15 protein-coding genes and 1 riboswitch are annotated in these 19,378 nt (G+C 69.5%); of the genes, 10 read left to right on the forward strand and 5 right to left on the reverse strand.

Annotated elements, in window-relative coordinates:
• Positions 1-33 precede the first annotated feature (33 nt).
• From ACOGXI_RS15500 to ACOGXI_RS15510, 3 genes are read left to right on the forward strand one after another with little or no spacing between them, the layout of a single operon-like run.
• Positions 34-1,383, forward strand: coding sequence for a transporter (locus ACOGXI_RS15500; RefSeq protein WP_419939717.1), 1,350 nt, complete (start codon positions 34-36; stop codon positions 1,381-1,383).
• Positions 1,384-1,430: 47 nt separating this feature from the next.
• Positions 1,431-2,666, forward strand: coding sequence for a P1 family peptidase (locus tag ACOGXI_RS15505; protein ID WP_419939718.1), 1,236 nt, complete (start codon positions 1,431-1,433; stop codon positions 2,664-2,666).
• 59 nt (positions 2,667-2,725) lie between these two features.
• Positions 2,726-4,258 carry a VTT domain-containing protein gene (locus tag ACOGXI_RS15510; protein WP_419939719.1) on the forward strand — a complete coding sequence of 511 codons (1,533 nt, stop codon included), beginning with the start codon at positions 2,726-2,728 and terminating at the stop codon, positions 4,256-4,258.
• A 75-nt stretch (positions 4,259-4,333) separates the two neighbouring features.
• Here the strand turns inward: ACOGXI_RS15510 and ACOGXI_RS15515 are convergent, their stop codons facing one another.
• Entirely contained in the window at positions 4,334-6,316 is a 1,983-nt protein-coding gene (locus ACOGXI_RS15515; RefSeq protein ID WP_419939720.1) for a TonB-dependent receptor plug domain-containing protein, read from the reverse strand.
• A gap of 110 nt (positions 6,317-6,426) precedes the next feature.
• Positions 6,427-6,566: riboswitch (cobalamin riboswitch) on the reverse strand.
• Positions 6,567-6,721: 155 nt separating this feature from the next.
• Here ACOGXI_RS15515 and ACOGXI_RS15520 point away from each other — a divergent pair.
• Entirely contained in the window at positions 6,722-6,949 is a 228-nt protein-coding gene (locus ACOGXI_RS15520; RefSeq protein ID WP_419939721.1) for a hypothetical protein, read from the forward strand.
• Between the two features lie 50 nt (positions 6,950-6,999).
• Here the strand turns inward: ACOGXI_RS15520 and ilvA are convergent, their stop codons facing one another.
• Together ilvA and ACOGXI_RS15530 are read right to left on the reverse strand one after the other, a co-directional pair.
• Positions 7,000-8,217, reverse strand: coding sequence for a threonine ammonia-lyase (ilvA, locus tag ACOGXI_RS15525; RefSeq protein WP_419939722.1), 1,218 nt, complete (start codon positions 8,215-8,217; stop codon positions 7,000-7,002).
• A gap of 39 nt (positions 8,218-8,256) precedes the next feature.
• The gene (locus ACOGXI_RS15530; RefSeq protein ID WP_419939723.1) at positions 8,257-9,309 is read right to left on the reverse strand and encodes a GIY-YIG nuclease family protein; all 1,053 of its coding nucleotides are present in this window, start codon (positions 9,307-9,309) and stop codon (positions 8,257-8,259) included.
• A 209-nt stretch (positions 9,310-9,518) separates the two neighbouring features.
• On the opposite strand from ACOGXI_RS15530, the gene gmd reads away from it, so the two are divergent.
• Positions 9,519-10,493 carry a GDP-mannose 4,6-dehydratase gene (gene gmd, locus ACOGXI_RS15535; RefSeq protein ID WP_419940223.1) on the forward strand — a complete coding sequence of 325 codons (975 nt, stop codon included), beginning with the start codon at positions 9,519-9,521 and terminating at the stop codon, positions 10,491-10,493.
• A 24-nt stretch (positions 10,494-10,517) separates the two neighbouring features.
• Here gmd and ACOGXI_RS15540 read toward each other — a convergent pair whose 3' ends face one another.
• Positions 10,518-11,594, reverse strand: coding sequence for an LptF/LptG family permease (locus tag ACOGXI_RS15540; protein ID WP_419939724.1), 1,077 nt, complete (start codon positions 11,592-11,594; stop codon positions 10,518-10,520).
• A 4-nt stretch (positions 11,595-11,598) separates the two neighbouring features.
• Positions 11,599-13,095, reverse strand: a complete 1,497-nt coding sequence (locus tag ACOGXI_RS15545) for an LptF/LptG family permease (RefSeq protein WP_419939725.1) — start codon at positions 13,093-13,095, stop codon at positions 11,599-11,601.
• 169 nt (positions 13,096-13,264) lie between these two features.
• On the opposite strand from ACOGXI_RS15545, the gene ACOGXI_RS15550 reads away from it, so the two are divergent.
• From ACOGXI_RS15550 to ACOGXI_RS15570, 5 genes are read left to right on the forward strand one after another with little or no spacing between them, the layout of a single operon-like run.
• On the forward strand, positions 13,265-14,263 hold the full coding sequence (locus ACOGXI_RS15550) for a glycosyltransferase family 9 protein (protein WP_419939726.1): 999 nt from the start codon (positions 13,265-13,267) through the stop codon (positions 14,261-14,263).
• Positions 14,264-14,273: 10 nt separating this feature from the next.
• Positions 14,274-15,848 (forward strand): response regulator, encoded by a 1,575-nt coding sequence (locus tag ACOGXI_RS15555; protein ID WP_419939727.1) that lies wholly within the window; start codon positions 14,274-14,276, stop codon positions 15,846-15,848.
• Between the two features lie 4 nt (positions 15,849-15,852).
• Positions 15,853-17,688, forward strand: coding sequence for an ABC transporter ATP-binding protein (locus ACOGXI_RS15560; protein WP_419939728.1), 1,836 nt, complete (start codon positions 15,853-15,855; stop codon positions 17,686-17,688).
• The gene (locus ACOGXI_RS15565) at positions 17,685-18,632 is read left to right on the forward strand and encodes a lysophospholipid acyltransferase family protein (protein ID WP_419939729.1); all 948 of its coding nucleotides are present in this window, start codon (positions 17,685-17,687) and stop codon (positions 18,630-18,632) included. The genes ACOGXI_RS15560 and ACOGXI_RS15565 overlap by 4 nt, the downstream gene beginning before the upstream one ends.
• On the forward strand, positions 18,629-19,378 hold the full coding sequence (locus ACOGXI_RS15570; protein WP_419939730.1) for a glycosyltransferase family 2 protein: 750 nt from the start codon (positions 18,629-18,631) through the stop codon (positions 19,376-19,378). Before ACOGXI_RS15565 ends, ACOGXI_RS15570 begins: the two co-directional genes overlap by 4 nt.

Here is a 19,378-nt window from a genome sequence, read left to right on the forward strand (position 1 = left end):
CGCCACCGGAAGTGAAACTCGAGGGGAGGCGAGATGCACAGACGAGCCGTCGCGGGGCTCATGGCCACGCTGGCGCTGATGGCGGTGAGCGGCAGGCCGGCCGCGGCACAGTCGCTCACCGACCTCGTGTCGGAACTGTTCGTGTTCGGGCAGTGCGGCGTGCCTCTGTGCCTCGATCCGGACTTCGAGGAGACCGGGAGCTTCATGACGGAGCACGGCCGGCACTACCTGCGCGAACGGGTCCCCAGGAACGACGCGCTCATCCTCTCCTTCCGGGAAGGGATCGGCGGCGTGGTCGGCAGCCTTCCCCCGACCGCCATGGCCGGCGGCCGCATCTGGTCGGACGGAGACCGGAGCGCGTCGTTCGGGCCAATTTTCGCGGAACGAGCCGAAACCCTCGGGTTGGGGCGCTTCTTCCTCGGCCTCCAGGCGACCGCGTTCCAGGTCACGAACTTCAGCGGCGTGCCCGCGGACAACCTCGTGCTGAACTTCTTTCACGAGGACTCGGACGTGGCCCTGGGTCCGGACCCCGGGCTCGGACTGCCCTTCTTCGAACGCGATGTGCTCCAGGTGAGGACGAACCTCGGCCTCGACTACACGGTTGCAACGGCGGTCCTGAGTGCCGGGCTCGCGTCCTTCCTCGACGTGGGGTTCTCCGTGCCGGTGGTGCGGGCCAGCCTGAGGGGGACGGCGAATGCCCAGATCCTGCCGCTCGGCAATTCGCTGGCGCACCGGTTCGACGGAACGCCTGCCGCGCCGGTCCTCCACGCGAGTAAATCGGTGAGCGGGTCGGCGACGGGGATCGGTGACGTCTCCGCCCGGATGAAGATCAATCTGACCGGTGGCACGACGGTCGGCCGCGCGCCGCCGCCCGTCGGGATGGCGCTTCTTGCGGATGTCACCTTCCCGACGGGACAGGAGGAAGACCTGCTGGGACTCGGCGAAGGCCGGGGGCGCGCGCTGGCGATCCTCTCCTTCAATCAGGGACGATTCTCACCCCATCTGAACGCGGGGTATCTCCTGCGCGAGGGGAATCTGCGCGACAGCAACTTCGACCGGGACGCGGTCCTCGCGACGGTGGGATTCGACGCTCACGCTTCGGACGCCGTCACGGTGGGCGCGGATCTCGTGACGCGCTGGGAACTGGCCGACGGGGAGCATCCGATGCCGGGGCCGGTCACCTTCATCGGCCGCCCGGTCCTGACGGTGGAGTCGTCGTCGATCCCGGACGCGCCCCGCCATTTCATCGATCTCGCCGTAGGCCTCAAGTACATGCTCGGGAAAGACATGATCCTCGTCACGAACGCGCTGCTCCCGATCCAGGCCGCCGGTTTGAGGCCGGACGTTTTGTGGACGCTTGGGCTCCAGGGCACGTTCAGGTAGCGTTGGAACAGCGTTCCCGACACACAGTCCCTCACGTGGAGGTGTCGATGTCCTTCTTGCCACGAACGGGATCGGCCGGCCGGCGCGCACGCGCGCTGACGCTGGCCACCGTCGCCGGGGTCCTGGCCGCCGGTCAACTCGGCGCCCAGGCCCCGCCCAGGGCGCGGGACCTCGGGGTTCCCTTCCCGGGACAGCCCGGACCTCTGAACGCCGTCACCGATGTGGCCGGCGTCCGCGTCGGGCACACGACGATCATCGAGGGGGAGGGGGCGCTCGTCGTCGGGGAGGGGCCCGTGCGCACGGGAGTCACCGCCGTGATCCCCCGCACGGAGAGCTACGAACCGGTCTTCGCCGGCTGGTACTCGCTCAACGGCAACGGCGAGATGACGGGCACGACCTGGGTCGAGGAGTCGGGTTTCCTCGAGGGCCCGGTGATGATCACCAACACGCACAGCGTGGGAGACGTGCACCAGGCGACCATCGAGTGGTCGCGCGACGCGCGCGCGAACCACCCCATCGCGCCCGGGATCTGGTGGAGCCTGCCGCTGGTGGCGGAGACCTGGGACGGACGGCTCAACGACATCAACGGGTTCCACGTCGGCAGGGAGCACGTGTTCGCGGCGATCGAGAGCGCCGTCGCCGGCCCCGTCGCCGAGGGATCGGTCGGCGGCGGGACGGGCATGGTCTGCAATTCGTTCAAGGGCGGGATCGGAACCTCGTCGCGGCTCGTGGGGGACTACACCGTAGGCGTGCTCGTGCAGTGCAACTATGGGCGCCGACCGGAACTGCTGATCGCGGGCGTGCCGGTGGGGCAGGAACTCCTCGACTGGACTCCGTCCCCCGGCTCCGGCGGCTCGGCGGCAGCGGGCGGCGCCGGCGGAGCGTACGATTTCGATGGCCTCGGTTCGATCATCGTCGTCGTCGCGACGGACGCTCCGCTGCTGCCGCACCAGCTCAAGCGCCTTGCGCGCCGGGCGCCGATCGGAATCGGGCGCATGGGGGGCTACGGGGCGAACAGTTCCGGCGACATCTTCATCGCCTTCTCGACGGCGAACCGCGGGGCGTGGAGCCGGGGAGAGAACACGACCGTGGAGATGATGTCGAACGACGCGATTTCGCCGCTGTTGCTCGCGACGGCCCAGGCCACCGAGGAGGCGATCACGAACGCGATGGTCGCGGGCCGCACCATGGTGGGACGCGACGGGAACATGGTCCCGGGGCTCCCGCACGACGAGGTGCGGCGCATCCTCGCGGCGCACAATCGACTGGAGAGACCGCAGTGATTCCCGCAATGAGGCCCGACCGACCACACGGACCACACGGACGACGGCGTTCGGCCGCCATGTGGGCCACGCTGCTCATGGGCGTGCTCATACCGGGATCGGTGGGTTGCGCCGCACCCGCAGCCGAACAGGCGACGGGAGCCATCGCCGAGGCCGTGGAACGCTCGCTGGGGAGAGGCACGGGGAGTTTCGACCACTCCGACTGGGCCGGACTGCTGCGCGAGGGCACCGCCGACGGGCTCGTCGACTACGCTTACATGGAGCGGCATCGCGCGGAGCTGGACGCCTACGCGGGCCGTCTGGCCGAAGCCGATCTCGGCGGGCTTGATCGCGATGAACTGATGGCCCTCCTCATCAACGCGTACAACGCGTTCACCGTGATCGCCATGCTCGATCATCCCGGCGTCGCCTCGATCCGGGAGATCGACGGCGTGTGGACGGAACTCGAGTGGACCGTGGGCGGGCACGCGCTGACGCTCGACAACATCGAACACAACGTCCTGCGCCCCTTCTTCCGCGACCCGCGGATCCATTTCGCGGTCAACTGCGCCTCGCTCTCCTGCGCGCCGCTCCCGCGCTGGGCATATGCGGGACCCGAACTCGAGGCCCAGCTCGAGGAACGATCCCGGGCTTTCCTCACGGATCCCGACAACGTGTCGCTGGAGGGCGACAAGCTCCGGCTCTCGCGCTACTTCGACTGGTACGGCTCCGACTTCACCGAGGCCGGCTGGGAACCGCGCGCGGAGTCGATCCCGGCCTTCATCGCGCCGTACGCCGACGAGCACGTGCGGGCCGCCATCGAGGCGGATCCCGGGATCGACTTCGAGTTCGCCGACTACGACTGGTCGCTGAACACGGTCGAGGTTCTCTCCGCTTCCGCGGGGGAACCGGATGCGCCGACGCTCGTGACAGCCGGGCTGTCGCCGCTCCAGGATGCGGAGGAGGATCTCGGATTCCTCGCGCGGATGGTCACTTGGCTGCGGGACACCGCCGGGGGGCTGGGCTGGCTGGGACCCTTCTTCTTCGGCGTCGTCTACGCCCTCGCCGTCGTGTTCTTCCTGCCGGGTTCGGCGCTCACGATCGCGGGAGGCGTCACCTTCGGGCTCGGGCTCGGGACGCTCACGGTGTTCGTGGCCGCGAACGTCGGCGCCGCGCTCGCGTTCATCATCGCCCGCTACGTGCTCCGCGACCGCGTGGAGAGACTGCTCGCGAAGCGTCCGGCGCTGCAGGCGATCGACCGCGCGGTCGAGACGCAGGGCTGGCGCATCGTCTTCCTCACCCGGCTCTCACCGGTGTTTCCGTTCAACGCGCAGAACTACTTCTACGGCCTGACCGGCGTGACCCTCTACCAGTACGTCGCGGCGTCGCTCGTGGGCATGTTCCCGGGGACGCTCCTGTACGTGTACATCGGAGCGGCCGGAGCGGAAGTGGCGGAGGCTTCCGGGGGCGCGGCCGGCTGGGGGCAGACGGCACTGCTCGTGGCGGGACTCGCCGCGACGGCCGCCGTGGTCGTGCTCGTCACCCGCGTGGCCCGGCGCGAACTGCAGAAGGCTCTGGCCGAGGTGGAGGACGCTCCCGACGCGTCGGCGTGATGCCGTGAGGGCCCGGGCCCCGCGGTTTCGTGCGCCGCGGGGCCACGGGACACCGCGCCCGTCAGGGGTGCCCGGTCAGGAACCGCCGAGGACGACTCGACCGCCCACGTACAGCCCGCGACCCGGCGCCGCAAAGCCCCAGACCTCCTCGTAGGCCGAGTCGAGCAGGTTCTCGGCGCGCACCGTGAGCGTGAAGCCCGGCCGGCGGCCGCCGCCGAGGTCGAAGCTGGCCGAGAGGTCCAGCACCGTGTAGGCGGGGAGCGATACCGGCTCGGCGGGGAAGGAGGCGAAGTCCCGGTCCTCACGTTCACCGACGCGCCGCAGGCTCACGTCCAGGTCCACGCGCGACGAGACGGGATAGAAGGCCGAGGCCGTCATGGTGTGCTTCGGCCGCCGCAGCAGCGCGGAGCCTTCCACGAACGTCGCTCCCGGCCCCTCATCGAAACCGGAGTCCCGTACCTCGGTATCGAGGTACGTGTAGCTGCCGGTGAGCCGCAGACGGCCGGCCTCGACGTTCGCCTCGGTCTCGAGTCCACGGCTGCGGGCCTTCGCGACGTTGAAGAAGTTCGGATCGCCCTCCGCGGGCGGAGAGCCCGTGTATTGAATCAGATCCCGGTAGCTCTGGCTGAAGCCCGTGAGCGAGAGCTTGAACGTGCCGCCGAACTCCTGATCGATTCCCCCCTCGAAACTCGTGGAGCGTTCCGGCGTGAGGTCGGGGTTCCCGGTGACGAAGCCCGTGGCGAAGGTCTCGAAGAACGTCGGTTCCTTGATGCCGGTGCCGGCCGAGACCCGGAGGCGCGTCCCCGAGGCCTCGGCGCGCCACGCCGCCCCCGTCCGCCAGGTGGCCGCGGCGCCGAACCGCTCGTCGTCCTCGGCTCTCAGCCCCGCGTTCAGCGCCAGCGCGTCGCGAACCCACGACACCTGACCGTGAAGGGCCCGGTTCCACCAGTCGTTCCCGGAGCTGCCGGAACTCTCTCCGAACTGGGAGGAGGATTGATTGAAGCCGCGGACGGACTGCCGCTCCTCCTCGTATCCCGTCGTGACCGCGAGCCCGGCGGAGGGACGCCACAGGGCCCGGCCGCCGGCCGTGACGCGGCGGGTGTCGGTGAGGCTCTTGAAGCCGAAGAAGCCCAGGCTGTCGGCGGGGCTGTCCGGCGCGTCGTCCGTTCCGCGATCCGATTCCCAGACGTTGAGGAAGAGCCGTGTCTCGAGAGCGTCCGCCCAGCGCCGGCCCGCATCGATGTTGACGGTGAGCGCGTCGCCGAAGGAATACGCGTTGCGGTCGACCACGTTTCCCGACCCGTCCGTCGGATAGTGGAAGCGCGAATCGTTGTAGCGGATGGCGAAGGTCGCGTCGGTGTCCGCGTCCAGATTCGCCTGCACGCGCCCCGTGGCCGTGGTCTGCCGGTGCTCGTTGTTGAAGGCGAGGACCCCGTCGGTCGCGCTCCCGCCGAGGGAGAAGGCGTAGGAAAGCCCGCCTGTTCCCCCGGAGAGGTCGCCCTGCCAGCGCGTCGTCCCGAAGCTCCCGGTCTGGAACGAGACGCTGCCCCGAGGCGGCCCCGCCCCGCGGCGCGTGAAGATCTGGATCACGCCGCTCACGGCGTCGGACCCGTACAGCGCCGAAGCCGGCCCGCGCACGATCTCGATGCGCTCCACGTTGTCGGTGGTCAGCGAGGCGAAGTCGTAGGATCCGCCGGGTTCGTTCACGCGTACGCCGTCGACGAGCACGTGGACGTAGTCCGATTCGCCGCCCCGCAGGAACACGGACGTGATGGCGCCGAACGATCCGTTGCGGGCGACCGCCAGCCCGGCGATCTGCCGGAGCGCGTCGGACACGAACTCGATCCCGGCCCGCTCCAGCGCCTCGCCTTCGATGACCGTCGTGTTGGCGGCCACGGTCCACTCGGGCTCCGCCAGGCGGTAGGCGGTGACGACGAGTCCTTCGAGGCTGATGGGTTCCTGAGCGCGAAGCGGGGGCGCGGCGAAGACGGCGCAGGCCGCCGCGGCTACAGCGAGTCCGTGAAGGGGGCGCCCGCGCGCCGGATTCACATGTCTCATCTCGGTTCTCCCTTCTCGCGGAATAGGAGAGGGAGGTTCCCGAGGTGTGCCGGACCCGGAATACGACCCCTCACCTCCCCGCGGAGGTGTGTCGTGGGCGCCGGATGGGCACGTCTCCTGGCTCGAGGCCGCCGGGGCTCGCCTTCCCGGGACCCGCGTGGATCCCAGTGGCACGTCCGAGTCGGCGTTCCGGGAAAAACCCGGTCCTCTCACAGTGGCGGGGCCGCGCCGGATTCACACCGGCTTCCGTGAGCCCCCCCGGCCGATTCTGTCGTGCCCCGAGGATGCGCCGGCCGCCGCTGCCGGTCAACTCCCGGCCTCCCTTTGACGCGCCGTTGATCCGCGCGCGTACATCGAGGGGGCGTTAGCTTCGCAAACGACATCGGCGGATGAGGAGACGGCGAGATGACGGCTGAGATGTGGACGATCATCGGGGCGGCGATCGGGCTGGCTGCCGCGATCCTGCCGGGGCAGTACGCGATCCGGCGGGACTTGACGGCGCTCACGGGCGAAGTAGGCAATTTCCGCGAACGCATGAGGCGCGAGATCGGGGATCTGCGCGAGCGGATGGCCAGACTCGAGGGGTTGTTCGAGGGCTTTGCGCGGCGGCGGAAGAATCCGAAGACGGCCTGACCCCGCTTGGCGTCGCCGCGGCCTGATCGGCGCGCGGAGGAAGGCGTGGGTCAGGACAACTCTTCCACGCGGTGGCCGAGATCGCGGAGCTTGGTGACGATCGCCGCGATGTGGTCGGGACCCCGCGTCTCGATCGTGAGTTCGATCCCCACCCTGCCCACCGAGATGTCCCCGAAGGCGCGCGTGTGTTCGACATGCAGCACGTTCGCGCCCTCGATCGCGACGAGGGCCGTCACCTCGTTGAGGTAGCCGGGGCGGTCGCGAACGACGACCGTGAGACGCGCGAGTCGGCCATCGGCCCACAGCGCCCGGTCGATGACCCGCGACACGAGGTTCATGTCGATGTTGCCGCCCGAGAGGACGCAGACGGTGACATCGGACGAGCGGAGATCGATCTTTCCCTCGAGGACGGCGGCCACGGACACCGCTCCACCGCCTTCGACGACGAACTTCTCGGACTCGAGGAGGAAGAAGAGCGCGCGGGTGATCTGTTCCTCGTCGATGAGGGCGATGTCGTCCACCAGCGTTGCCAGGTGAGGGAAGGTGAGGTCGCCGATTCGCTTCACGGCGATGCCGTCCGCGAGCGTATCGGAGTTCTCGAGATGTACGGGCTTTCCGGCGGCGAGCGACTCCCGGGCCCCCGGTGAGGCCGCGGCCTCCACGCCGATCACGCGCACGTCGGGGCGCTGCGCCTTCACGGCGGTCGCGATCCCCGAGATCATCCCGCCTCCCCCGATGGGGACGATGACCGTCGTGAGGTCGGGCACCTGCTCGAGGATCTCCAGGCCGATCGTCCCCTGGCCCGCCATCACATCCAGGTCGTCGAAGGCGTGGACGGACGTGAGCCCCTCCTCCCGGGCCAGGCGATCGACCAGCGCCATCCCGTCGGAGAGCGTCTCGCCCGTCTGGATCACGTGGGCGCCGTAGCCGCGGGTCCGGGCGACCTTGATGAGCGGCGCGTGGACGGGCATCACGATCGTGCATGCGATCCCCAGCCGGGCCGCGTGCCAGGCGAGCGCCTGGGCATGATTCCCGGCGCTCGCCGCCACGACACCGCCCTCGCGGGCGGCCGGGCCGAGGCGCAGAAGCTTGTTGAGCGATCCCCGGTCCTTGAACGATCCGGTGCGCTGCCGGAACTCGGTCTTGAGATGGAAGCGGCCATCGGCGCGCGCCTCCAGGGCGAAGGACTGCGGGCACGTCGTCCGCGCCACACCGGAACGGATCCGTTCGCGGGCCGCGACGATGTCCTGGTTTCTGAGCATGAGCATGAAGACCCGGCTGACGGTGACGAGGTTTCGCGGCAGGCGTCAGGACGCGAGTCGCCGAAGTTGGTCGATGGCGCCGCCGGCGTCGAGATGGGTCAGGTCGATCGCGTGTCCGTCCTCGCCCCCTTCCTCGATCCAGCGGCCGACCATCGCGCTGGGCACGGATTCGCGCGGCGAAAGCACCGCGGGCGTCCGCAACTCCGCCAGGCGCACGGCATAGCAGGCGTCTTCCACGGCCTCCTCCCAGGCGCCTTCGATCCACTCCACGCGATGCCGCCGGAGCACCTGTCCGCGCGCGACGGGCTGGAGCGTGCGGTGCGTATCGGCCAGGCCCGGAAGTACGATGAGCCACGAGTGCGGTTCGGCTCCCGGCTCCAGCGAGAACCGGAGTTCCTCCAGTTCCTCGATCCAGTCGAGACGCAGTTGCGCCTCCGCGGCCCGCTCGAACTCCAGCCGTTCGGAGGCGGCGTCGCGCGCCGCCGTGAACCGGTCCAGAAGTTCCCACGCGTAGTCGCGGTCGACGAGCAGACGCCCGGCCGCTTCCGCCTGCCGCCGATAGCCGTTGAGTCCCACGCGTCGCGCGCAGGGTGCGGTGCAAAGGCCCATGTCGAACTGCATGCAGGGGCTCCGGGCGGCGTCCGGGCGCACCGCTTCGGCGCAACTCCGCAGCCGGAAGATCTTCTCCACGAGGCGACGGACGCGCTCGGGCAAACGACGACTCCAGAACGGACCGACGTAACGGGCCTGGGCCCGGCGCGGCCGGCGCACGACGCGCAGCCGCGGGAAGGGTTCGTTCCGGCGGAGTTCCAGATACCAGCCGGCGCCGCGCCGCTTGAGCGCCTTGTTGTACGGCGGACGCTGGCCGAGGATGCGCTCCGCCTCCATGAGCCGCGCCTCGAGGTCGCTCCCGGTCGGGTGTGCCTCGACGCCCCGGGCGATCCGCAGCATCTCGGCCAGACGCTCGTTCGATGGCCCGCCCGAGTAGAAATAGCTCCGGACGCGCCGCCGCAGGTTCACGCTCTTCCCCACATAGAGGGGATGCCCGTGCGCATCCACGAAGACGTAGACACCCGGCGTCGCGGGAAGATCGGGCACCCATGTCGGAACCGGCGTCGCGCGCGCGATCGCGAGACCTCCTCTGTCTTCAGCTCTGTCTTCAGCCGTCCGTTTCCCGCAGCCCTGCCGGCCGCGGGACGGGGAATGTCGAATTCGGGTTGTCTTCGGTCAAGCAGCGGGGCGACGGCGGCCTCGCGTGGGTCGGCGCGGTTTGGCCCTGGCGTGCCGGCCGCGCATATTCGGCCGCCATGATCGCGCTCATCACCGGCATCACGGGACAGGATGGCTCCTACCTGGCCGAGTTCCTGCTCGACAGGGGGTACGAGGTGCACGGCGTCGTGCGCCGTTCCTCGGTGGAGAAGTACGACCGCATCGCGCATCTCCGCGACCGGGTCGCGCTCCACCAGGCGGACCTGCTCGATCAGTTGTCGCTCATCCGCGTTCTCGAACGCGTGGAACCCCGGGAGGTGTACAACCTCGCCGCGCAGTCCTTCGTCCCCACCTCCTGGGACCAGCCGCTGCTGACGGGTGAATTCACGGCGCTGGGCGTCACGCGCATGCTCGAGGCGATCCGGGCGGTCGACCACGCGGTCCGCTTCTACCAGGCCTCCTCCTCGGAGATGTTCGGGAAGGTGCGGGAGACCCCGCAGACCGAGAACACGCCCTTCTATCCCCGCAGCCCGTACGGCGTCGCGAAGGTGTACGGCCACTTCATCACGGTGAACTACCGGGAGAGCTACGACCTGTTCGCGACGAGCGGGATCCTGTTCAACCACGAGAGTCCCAGGCGGGGCCGGGAGTTCGTCACGCGCAAGGTGAGTTGGGAGGCGGCCCGCATCCATCACGGGCTCGTCGACCGTTTGTCGATCGGGAACCTCAGAGCGGAGCGCGACTGGGGTTTTGCGGGCGACTACGTCGAAGCGATGTGGCTCATGCTGCAGGCGGAGACACCCGAGGACTACGTGATCGGGACCGGCGTGACCCATTCCGTGCAACGGCTGATCGAGATCGCCTTCGATGAGATCGGGCGGGACTGGCGCGAGCACGTGGAGCAGGACCCGGCGCTCCTGAGGCCGGCCGAGGTCGAGCGGCTCTGCGCCGACCCGTCGAAGGCGAAGCGGCGGCTGGGCTGGGAGCCGCGCATGTCGTTCGAGGAGATGATCCGCCTCATGGTGAGAGCGGACATCGAGCGGATCGGCGCCACGGCGGCGCCCGGCCGCTAGTGTCGGGTCGACGCACGTACGATGCTACGTACGCAGTCTGGCGAAGAGCACGAGCCCGGCGGCGAAGAAGATGATGTTGGGCAACCAGGCCGCGGCGGTCGGTGACAGCGCCCCTCCGGCCCCCATCGCTTCGGAGATGCGGATCAGGGTCAGGAAGAGGATCGTCGTGCCGAGCGCGATTCCGATCGAGGTCGGCGCGCCGCCCCGCTTGTTGCTGTGCGCGAGCGGCATCCCGAACACGGCGATCACGAGGCAGATGAAGGGGAAGGCGATGCGCAGCGCGCGGGAGGTTCTGAGCCCGTTCGTCGTGCCGCCCGACCGTTCGACCGACTCGATGAGGCGCCCGAGTTCCGCATAGCGCATCTCGTCCGGCTCCTTGGGCCTCGCCTGAAGTTCCTCGGGCGTCTCGTCCAGTTGGCGCACGAACAGTTCGGCGAACTCGTAGGCGGTCTCATCTTCCGGGCCGCGGAACTCCCGCATCCACCCCTGCTGGAGCACCCAGCGCGAGGACACCGAGTCGTACTGCGCCGTGTTGGCTGTGATGTGCACGGTGGGGAAGTCGGGTTCCGATCCCTTCCGCTCGATCTGTATGTCGTCCATCCGGCCCTCGCGCGTGTCCAGCAGTCGCGCCTTGTACACGAGGCCGTCGTCCCCCCGGTAGACGAAGGAGTTCCGGATCGTCTGGCTGCGGGCCTCCTCCTGCTCGAGGACTTCGGCCGATTTCCGGGTCGTCACGGCGACGAGTTCCGTCAGGCCGAGCGCGACGAGACTCAGCAGCGTCGCGCCGCAGAGAATGGGGAGGACGAGCCGATAGAAGGAAACGCCGCCCGCCTTGGCGGCCGCGACCTCGAAGTGCCGGGACATGGAGGCCACCGTGAACACGGACCCGAGCAGGGCGGCAATCGGAAACCCGAGCAGCGACTGGTACGGGAACTCGTACACGTAGTGGAGGATGATCTGGGACCAGGTGGACCCCTGGTCGAGGAATCGGTCGATGTTGTCGGCGACGTCGATGACCATGAACAGGAACGGCACGCCGAGCGCGCAGGCGGCGAAGATCCGCAGGAACTGGAACAGGACGTACCGGTCGAGCAGTCTCACGGGGTCAGCGCATCACCTTGGTCGAGCGCGCCAGGGCCACGAGGCCGAGGGCGCCAAACAGGATGTTCGGGGCCCACATGGCCACGAGCGGCGAGATCCAGAGGCGGTCGGAGAGTCGCTCGCCGCCGATGAGCGACACGTAGTACGCTCCGAAGAAGCCGAGGCTGACGCCGACGACGAGCGCGACGCCCCCGCGCGGGAACCGAACTGCGATCGGGGCCCCGAAAAGGACGAAGACGATGCAGGCGGCCGGGATCGTCCCCTTCTTGTGAATCTCGACCCAGTACTGGTTAATCCGGCGAAGGCCCGTGTTCTCGCGCTCCGCGTAGGACTGGAACTGGTTCGCCGCATCGAACGCGGAGTAGAAGCGGCGGGCTGCGCTCTCGGCGACCTGTGTCGTGGAGTCCGGCGCGGTGGCCTGGATCTCGCGTCGCGCGGGCGCTCCCGATGCCGCAGGGAGATCGTCTTCCCGGTCGGGGAGATCGACTTCCCGGGCGGGAATGTCCCGTGCCAGGTCGGGGATGTCCCCATTCCAGTCGGGGGTCTCGCCTCCCCCGGTACGGGTGCCGCCCGCCGGCCCGGCCCCGCCGCGAACCGGCGCGTCCGCCAGAGGCTGCTCGAAATCCAGCAGCATTTCGGTGATCGCCCGGGCGTACACCAGGCTCTCCGAGCGCGCCGCGTCCGCCATCTCCCTGCCGCGATCCGCCTCCGCGCGCATGTCGGCGATGTTCATTTCGCGGTCGCCGCGTATGGCGGCGGTATCCCGCTCGAGCCCGTTCGCCACATCCGGGATCTTGAGCAGCATCCGCTCGAAGGCGATGCGCCGAAAGGCGTGCGGGCGCTCGTGCAGGCGCACCTGGACGACGCCGTCCTCGAGGTCGAAGTAGAGGTCTTCTCCCTCCTCCGAGAAGCCCATCTTCCCGCGGGTCGCGTAGATGGAGCGGCTCTCCTGGCCGTTTCGCTCATCGTAGATCGCGACATCGTGGACCACGCTCTCTTCCCGGTCGATTGCGCCGGGGTGTACGTATACATAGGACGGCAGCACTTCGTTGATCGTATGTTCCCGGAGGTTGAAGGTCGGCGTCTTGCGGCCGATCCCCCTGAGCAGCACCTGCAGGTGATGATTCGACTGGGGCAGGACCGTGTTGTTGAACCAGGTCATTCCGCCGGCCAGGATGACGGCGCAGACGAGGAGCGGGGCCATCACGCGCGACAGCGGGATGCCGCTCGCCTTGGCGGCGGTGATCTCGAAGTCGCCCTCCATCCGGCTGAAGACGTACAGGACCGCGATGAGCACGGCCATCGGCAGGGTCTGCGCGATGATGAAGGGGATCGAATAGACGAAGACCTCGGCGATCACGGTCCACTCGAGGTCCTTGCCGATGAGCCGCTCGAAGCGCTTGCTCACCTGATCGAGGAGGAGCAGCACCGTGGTGCCGATGATGGCGAAGATGAACGGTCCGGCGTGACGGCGCAGGATATAGCGGGTAAGAGTTCGCATCGTCCCGAGATTACTGTGTTTTGGGGCCGTTGTCAGCCCGGGCGGGTGTTGCCGGGGCCGGTTCGGCCCCGCGGTTTCGTCACGATCCGCCAGCCTCTGTACCGGAATGCAGGCCGATAGATCCCCCCGAGGCGCGGGCGCTCCGCCGCGTCGGGTCGCCCTCGTGCTCATGAGCGCGGTGGGAAGCACCGTCCAGGGGTTGCCCGTTGTAGCGTCCCTCCGGCGGGCCTGGCCCGACGCACACATCACCTGGGTGCTGCAGCCGGGCCCGGCTGCGCTGATGGCCGGCCGGCCGGACATCGACCGGCTCCTGCTCTTCCACCGGCGGCTCGGCGCCCGTGCCTATTCCCGCTTTCGGCGCGAAGTGGCGCGAGAAACGTTCGATCTCGTCATCTGTCTGCAGCCGAATTTCAAGGGAGGGATGGTCACGCGTCTCCTCCGCGCTCCGGAGCGCCTCGGCCACGATCTCTCTCGCGCCCGCGACCTGAGCTGGCTGGCCACGAACCGCCGCATCCCGCCGGCTCCCGTGGCCCACATTCAGGACGAGCTGTTCGAGTTTCTCGATCATCTCGGCGTCCCGCGACGCCTGGAGTGGCGTTTTCATTTCACCGACGAGGAGCGGCGGATTTCGGCGCGGTGGAGGGAGGGATTCGCGCGCCCGGTGCTCGCGATCGTGCCGCGGAGTTCCAACCCTCGGAGGAATTGGACCCTCGAGGGGACCGCGCGGGTAATCGACGTGGCGGCCGGTGATCTGGGCCTTCAGCCGGTGCTCCTGGGGGGAGACTCCGAAGAGGAACTGCGCGATGCCCACCGACTCGAGGCGTTGTGCGGGATTCCGCCGTGCGTGGCGCTCGGAGGGACGCTGAGGGAGTTGGCGGGCCGGCTTTCCGCGAGCGATCTCGTGCTGGCGCCGGACACGGGTCCCCTGCACATGGCGGTGGCGCTGGGGACGCCGACCATCGGACTGTACGGGCATACGGACCCCGAACGCAGCGGTCCCTACCGCCGGTTCACGGATCTCACCGTGGACCGGTTTCGTGACCCGGCCGGTTCCGACGGCGAGCGAAGGCCGTCCCGGGCCACTCGACCCGGACGCATGAGGAGGATCCGCGCCGAGGCGGTCGTGCTTAAGCTGGAGCGGGCCATCCGTTCATATCTGAACATCTGAAAGGCCGTAGATGACCGAAGGGACGAAGACGGTGGCGGGCCGGATCCTCTGGGTGGACGACGAAGTCGACCTGCTGCGTCCGCATCTCATGCTGCTGCGGTCGTCGGGGTATCACGTCGATGCGGTGATGAACGGCCAGGACGCGATGGAACTCCTGACGGCGGTGTCCTACGATCTCGTGCTGCTGGACGAGCGGATGCCGGGGCTGCGCGGGATCGAGGTTCTCGACCGCATCCGGAGTTTTGCCCCGCGCCTCCCCGTGGTGATGGTCACGAAGAGCGAAGAAGAATCGACCATGCACGAGGCGATCGGACGGCGGGCGGACGACTACATCGTCAAACCGACGAGCCCCCGGCAGGTGCTGTCGGTCGTGACCCGGCTCCTCGCCGGCCCGGCGCTGCGCCACGAGCACATCACGCGCGATTTCTCACGGCGTTTCGGCGAGTTGCGGGAGCGGGTCTCCACGGCGGCTTCGTGGCGGGACTGGGCCGACCTGTACTCCGAGCTGGTCGACTGGGACCTGAAGCTGGAGGAGGCCGGCGAGTCGGGCCTGCGCGAGATCCTCGATGGGCTGCACACCGACCTGAGCCGAGGGTTCTGCGATCTCGTGGCGGATCAGTACGGTGAGTGGGTGCACGAAGGGGGCGAGCGGGGCCCGACTCTCTCGGTGGACGTGCTGCCCCGCTTCTTTCGACCGATCCTCGACGAGGATCCGGCGGCGCTTCTCGTCGTGATGGATTGCATGCGGCTGGACCAGTGGCGGGCGGTCCTCCCCATCGTCAGCGAGCACTTCGAGATCGAGGAGGCGCTCTACGCGGGCCTCCTGCCCACGGCGACCCCGTTCGCGCGCAACGCGATCTTCGGGGGCATCTTCGCGGACGAACTCGCCGAGCGTCGTCCGGAATGGTGGGAGAGGGGAAGCGAGACCGGTTACAACTCGTTCGAGGACGAACTCTTCGAGCGGCATATCCACGAACTGACCGCGTCGCGGATCCCCGTGCACTACGAGAAGATCTTCTCGGCCCAGGAGAGCGAGCCCATGCTGGCGCGGCTCGGCGGTTACCTGTCGTCCCCCTCGGCCACAGCGCTCGTGTTCGGATTCGTGGACATGCTCACGCACGGGCGGTCGCGGTCGCGCCTGATCTGGGAGATGGCGCAGGACAGCAGCGCGCTGCGCTCGCTGACGGTGACCTGGTTCGAGCGTTCGCCGGCGCTGAAGGCGCTGCGGCTGGCCGCGCAGCGGGGAGTCCGGGTCCTCCTCACGACGGACCACGGTTCGATTCACTGCCGGCGGCCCGCCACGATCTACGCGGGACGCGACGCGTCGACGAGCCTGCGCTACAAGATCGGCGACGACATGAAGGTGGAAAACCCGGCCGCGGTCATGTCGACTTCGGACGCGGACGAATGGCGACTGCCTCCGGGCGGGATGAACAAGACCTTCGCCCTCTGTCGCGAGGACTACTTCTTCGTCTATCCGACGAGGCTGCGGGAATACCAGAATCGGTACCGGGACAGCTTCCTGCACGGCGGGGTGAGCCCCGACGAAATGGTGCTTCCGGCCGCGCTGCTCACGCCGCGGTGACTCGATGAACCCGGGCCGGAGCGGCGGGGGCGCCTCCCCGTATCGGCGGCTGCTCCGGTTCCTGCGCCCCTATCGCTGGACCTTCGTCGCGAGCCTCGCGCTCGGCGTGCTCGCGGCCGGACTTGAGGCGTTCAGCCTCCTCCTGCTCATCCCGTTCCTCCGCTCGCTCTTCGGGATCGGACCTCCCCTGCCCGGCGAGGGACGCAACGCGGCGGAGCGTTTCCTCGATGGGATCGCCGGGGGGTGGCTCGGTCCGGAGGCGGGGCTGGACGGGTTGCGGGCCGTGTGCGTGCTGGTGCTGGCGGCGCTCCTCCTCAAGAACCTCTGCATCATCGGGGGGCGGGCGCTCTCGATCCGCACGCAGGAGTTCCTCGTCCGCGACGTGCGCAATGCCGTGCACGCCCACCTGCAGCGCCTGCCGCTCGCCTTCTTCGAGCGCGGAAAGGCGGGACAGTTGATCGCGCGAGTGATGGCGGATGCGGGCGAGGCGAAGCCCGTCGTGACCGACGCGCTCGCGCAGGCGGTGCGCCAGGGGGCGACTCTCGCGGCCTATGCGGTGGCCCTGTTCGCTCTGTCGTGGAGGCTGGCGCTGATCGCCGTCATCCTGGTGCCGCTCGTGTGGCTCGGCCTGCGGCCGCTGCTCGGTCGGCTGCGCGAGAAGTTCCGCCGCACCTGGGATGACCACGGCGAACTTGTGGCGGCGCTGGGGGAATCGCTGGGCGCGGTGCGGGTGGTGAAGTCGAGGGTCGCCGAGGACTTCGAGATGAAGCGCTTTCGGCGCCGTTCGGACGCGTTCAGCCGCAAGCGGATCGCGGCGGCCACGACCCGACACCTCGCCTCGCCCCTTTCCGAAGTGCTCGCGTCCGTCGTGGCGCTCGGACTCGTCTGGATCGGGGCGTCGTTCGTGGGGAGTGGCGGGTCGATCGCGCCCGAACAGTTCGTCGCCTTCGTGACCATCGCGCTGCGCGCCGTCTCGCCGGTGAAGGGGCTCGCGCAGTACCCGGCCATCGCCGCGCAGGGGCTCGCCGCGGCCGACCGTTTCTTCGAGATCCTGGACCAGGATCCGGAACCGGCCGGAGGGTCGCGGATCGCGGCGGGCCCCGAACGGGAGATCCGCTACGAGGGCGTCAGCTTCGCCTACGAGCCGGGGCGGGCCGCGCTGCGAGGCATCGACCTCGCCATCCCGCGCGGATCCGTCGTCGCCATCGTCGGGGCGTCGGGGAGCGGGAAGTCCACGCTGGTCGACCTGCTGCCCAGGTTCGCGGATCCGCAGGCGGGACGGGTCACGATCGATGGGACGGACATCCGGGAGTTCTCGATGGACTCCCTCCGCCGGCTCACCGGTCTCGTGGGGCAGGAGGCGGTGCTCTTCCACGACACGGTGGCGGCGAACATCGCCTATGGGGAGGCCGCGCCGGACCCGGCGGCGGTCGAAGCGGCGGCGCGGGCGGCCGGGGCGCACGGCTTCATCGCGGGACTGCCCGACGGCTACGACACCGTGCTCGGCGACCGCGGCGTGCGTCTGTCGACGGGCCAGCGTCAGCGCATCGGCATCGCGCGGGCCATCTTCCGCGATCCCCCCGTCCTCATCCTGGACGAAGCCACGTCGGCCGTGGATGCCGAAACGGAGACGGCGCTCAGGGCGGCGGCGGAGGGCTTTCGCGGCCGCACGGTGATCGTGGTCGCCCACCGGCTCTCGACCGTGCGCGAGGCGGACCGGATCTTCGTCCTCGAGCGCGGGCGACTTGTGGACGCCGGCCGCCATGACGCGCTCGTCGCTCGCGGCGGGCCGTACCGTCGGCTCTTCGGCCACCAGCTCGAACGCGTCCCGCAACCGTGAAGGAGCGCGCGCGGCAGGCCGGTCGGCGCGGGCGTGGCGGCGGCCCACCGCTTGCGGACGCGCTCGTGGGCGCGTTCGCGGACGGCGGCGTGGCCGGCCTGCACCTCGGACTGCGCGCCGCGCCGGAACCGGTGGCGCTCGCGGCCGGCCGGGCGCTCGGAGCGCTGTGTCGCGACCCTCTCCGCGTCCGCCGCCGCGTGGTCGACGCCCAACTCGCCGCAAGTTTCCCGGTCGCCACACCGTGCTGGGTGCGCGACACGGCTCGCGCCTGCTACCGCCACTTCGGCCAGGAGGCCGCGCTCCTCATGAGCGGTGCGCCCCGGATCGAGCGGATGCTGTCTCGCGTCGTCGACGAGGCCGGGCTGGGCCCGCGCCTGCACGCGGCGACTGCGGAGCGGGGCGGCGCCGTGGTCGTCTCCGGGCACCTCGGCAACTGGGAGATCGGAGGGGCGGCCGTGCGGGCGCTCGGAGTGCGCGTGACGGCGGTCGTGCAGCGTCAGCGAGGCGCCTTCGGCCATCGGCTGGGCGAGTTGCGCGCGCGGCTGGGGCTGGACGTGCTCGACCGCGACGCGGCGGCGCGGCCGGCGCTCGACGCGCTGCGCTCGGGCCGGGTTCTGGCCCTCGTGGCCGATCAGCACACCCGGCGCGCCAGCGCCCCGGTCGACTTTCTGGGTCGCCCCGCCTGGACATCGCTCGCCCCGGCGCGTTTGTGTCTCGCGGCCGATGTCCCTCTCTTCTTCGCGGCTCTGGTTCGAGACCCATCGGGGTACAGGATCGTCCATGAAGAGATCGACGGCGGCCGGTCCGGCGCCGCCGGGGATCCGGTCGAGCTCACAAAGGGGTGGGTTCGGGTGTTGGAGAGGGAGATCGAACGGCGGCCGGAGCAGTATTTCTGGTTCCACCGGCGCTGGAAGCGGGTGGCGCAACGCGGAGAGGGCGCGTGATTCACATCGGGATTCCGGTTCACAACGAACGCGATACCATCGGCCCGCTGCTGTGGCGGATCCGCGAACTGCTCTACGGCGAGCGGCGGCAGTTTCACGTGCTCGTGTGCGATGACGCCTCGGACGACGGGACGGGCGAGGCGCTCGACCGATATCCGCGGGTGCTTCCGCTGACCGTGCTCCGCAACGAGGCGCGGCAGGGCTACGCCGCGAGCCTCGACCGGCTCATCCGGGCGACGCTCCAACGCTCGGGCTATCCGCGCCGCGACGCGTTCGTCTCCATGCAGGGCGATTTCTCCGATCCGCCGGAGCGCCTGCCGGAGATGCTTCGCCGCTTCGAGGGCGGCGCCGACCTCGTTGCGGTCGCGCGCGGCGATTCGGAACCCTTCACCCGGCGTCTGACCCGGGCCGGGGGCCGGCTCTGTGCCCGTCATCTGCTGTCGGCTCCAGCCGTGACGGACCCTTACGCTTCTCTTCGGTTATATAGGTTGTTCGCTCTGGAACGCGCCGTCGCCGCCGGCGATGGGCAGCTGTTGCAGTACGAAGGTTGGGCCGCCAACGCCGCGCTGCTCCTGCAGGTGTGGCCGTTTGTACGAAGATTCGAGGAGATTCCGCATGATCCGCACCCCCTCCGCCGATACCGTGACGCCCGCTTCCGGGCCGGCGAGCAACTCCGGCAGCTGTTCGCCGCCGGCCGGGACCGCGCGCTGCGCGAGATCGGCCGGCAGATCGCCGCAGCGGCCTGA

The organism is Candidatus Palauibacter sp. (assembly GCF_965208055.1).
GTDB lineage: Bacteria > Gemmatimonadota > Gemmatimonadetes > Palauibacterales > Palauibacteraceae > Palauibacter.

What these genes read in the sequence shown, in the direction of transcription:
- ACOGXI_RS15515 (WP_419939720.1), bottom strand. Translation starts at nt 6,316, where the DNA reads ATGAGACATGTGAATCCGGCGCGCGGGCGCCCCCTTCACGGACTCGCT.
- ACOGXI_RS15545 (WP_419939725.1), bottom strand. Translation starts at nt 13,095, where the DNA reads ATGCGAACTCTTACCCGCTATATCCTGCGCCGTCACGCCGGACCGTTC.
- ACOGXI_RS15500 (WP_419939717.1), top strand. Translation starts at nt 34, where the DNA reads ATGCACAGACGAGCCGTCGCGGGGCTCATGGCCACGCTGGCGCTGATG.
- ACOGXI_RS15560 (WP_419939728.1), top strand. Translation starts at nt 15,853, where the DNA reads ATGAACCCGGGCCGGAGCGGCGGGGGCGCCTCCCCGTATCGGCGGCTG.
- ilvA (WP_419939722.1), bottom strand. Translation starts at nt 8,217, where the DNA reads ATGCTCATGCTCAGAAACCAGGACATCGTCGCGGCCCGCGAACGGATC.
- ACOGXI_RS15550 (WP_419939726.1), top strand. Translation starts at nt 13,265, where the DNA reads ATGAGCGCGGTGGGAAGCACCGTCCAGGGGTTGCCCGTTGTAGCGTCC.
- ACOGXI_RS15505 (WP_419939718.1), top strand. Translation starts at nt 1,431, where the DNA reads ATGTCCTTCTTGCCACGAACGGGATCGGCCGGCCGGCGCGCACGCGCG.
- gmd (WP_419940223.1), top strand. Translation starts at nt 9,519, where the DNA reads ATGATCGCGCTCATCACCGGCATCACGGGACAGGATGGCTCCTACCTG.
- ACOGXI_RS15555 (WP_419939727.1), top strand. Translation starts at nt 14,274, where the DNA reads ATGACCGAAGGGACGAAGACGGTGGCGGGCCGGATCCTCTGGGTGGAC.
- ACOGXI_RS15510 (WP_419939719.1), top strand. Translation starts at nt 2,726, where the DNA reads ATGTGGGCCACGCTGCTCATGGGCGTGCTCATACCGGGATCGGTGGGT.
- ACOGXI_RS15520 (WP_419939721.1), top strand. Translation starts at nt 6,722, where the DNA reads ATGACGGCTGAGATGTGGACGATCATCGGGGCGGCGATCGGGCTGGCT.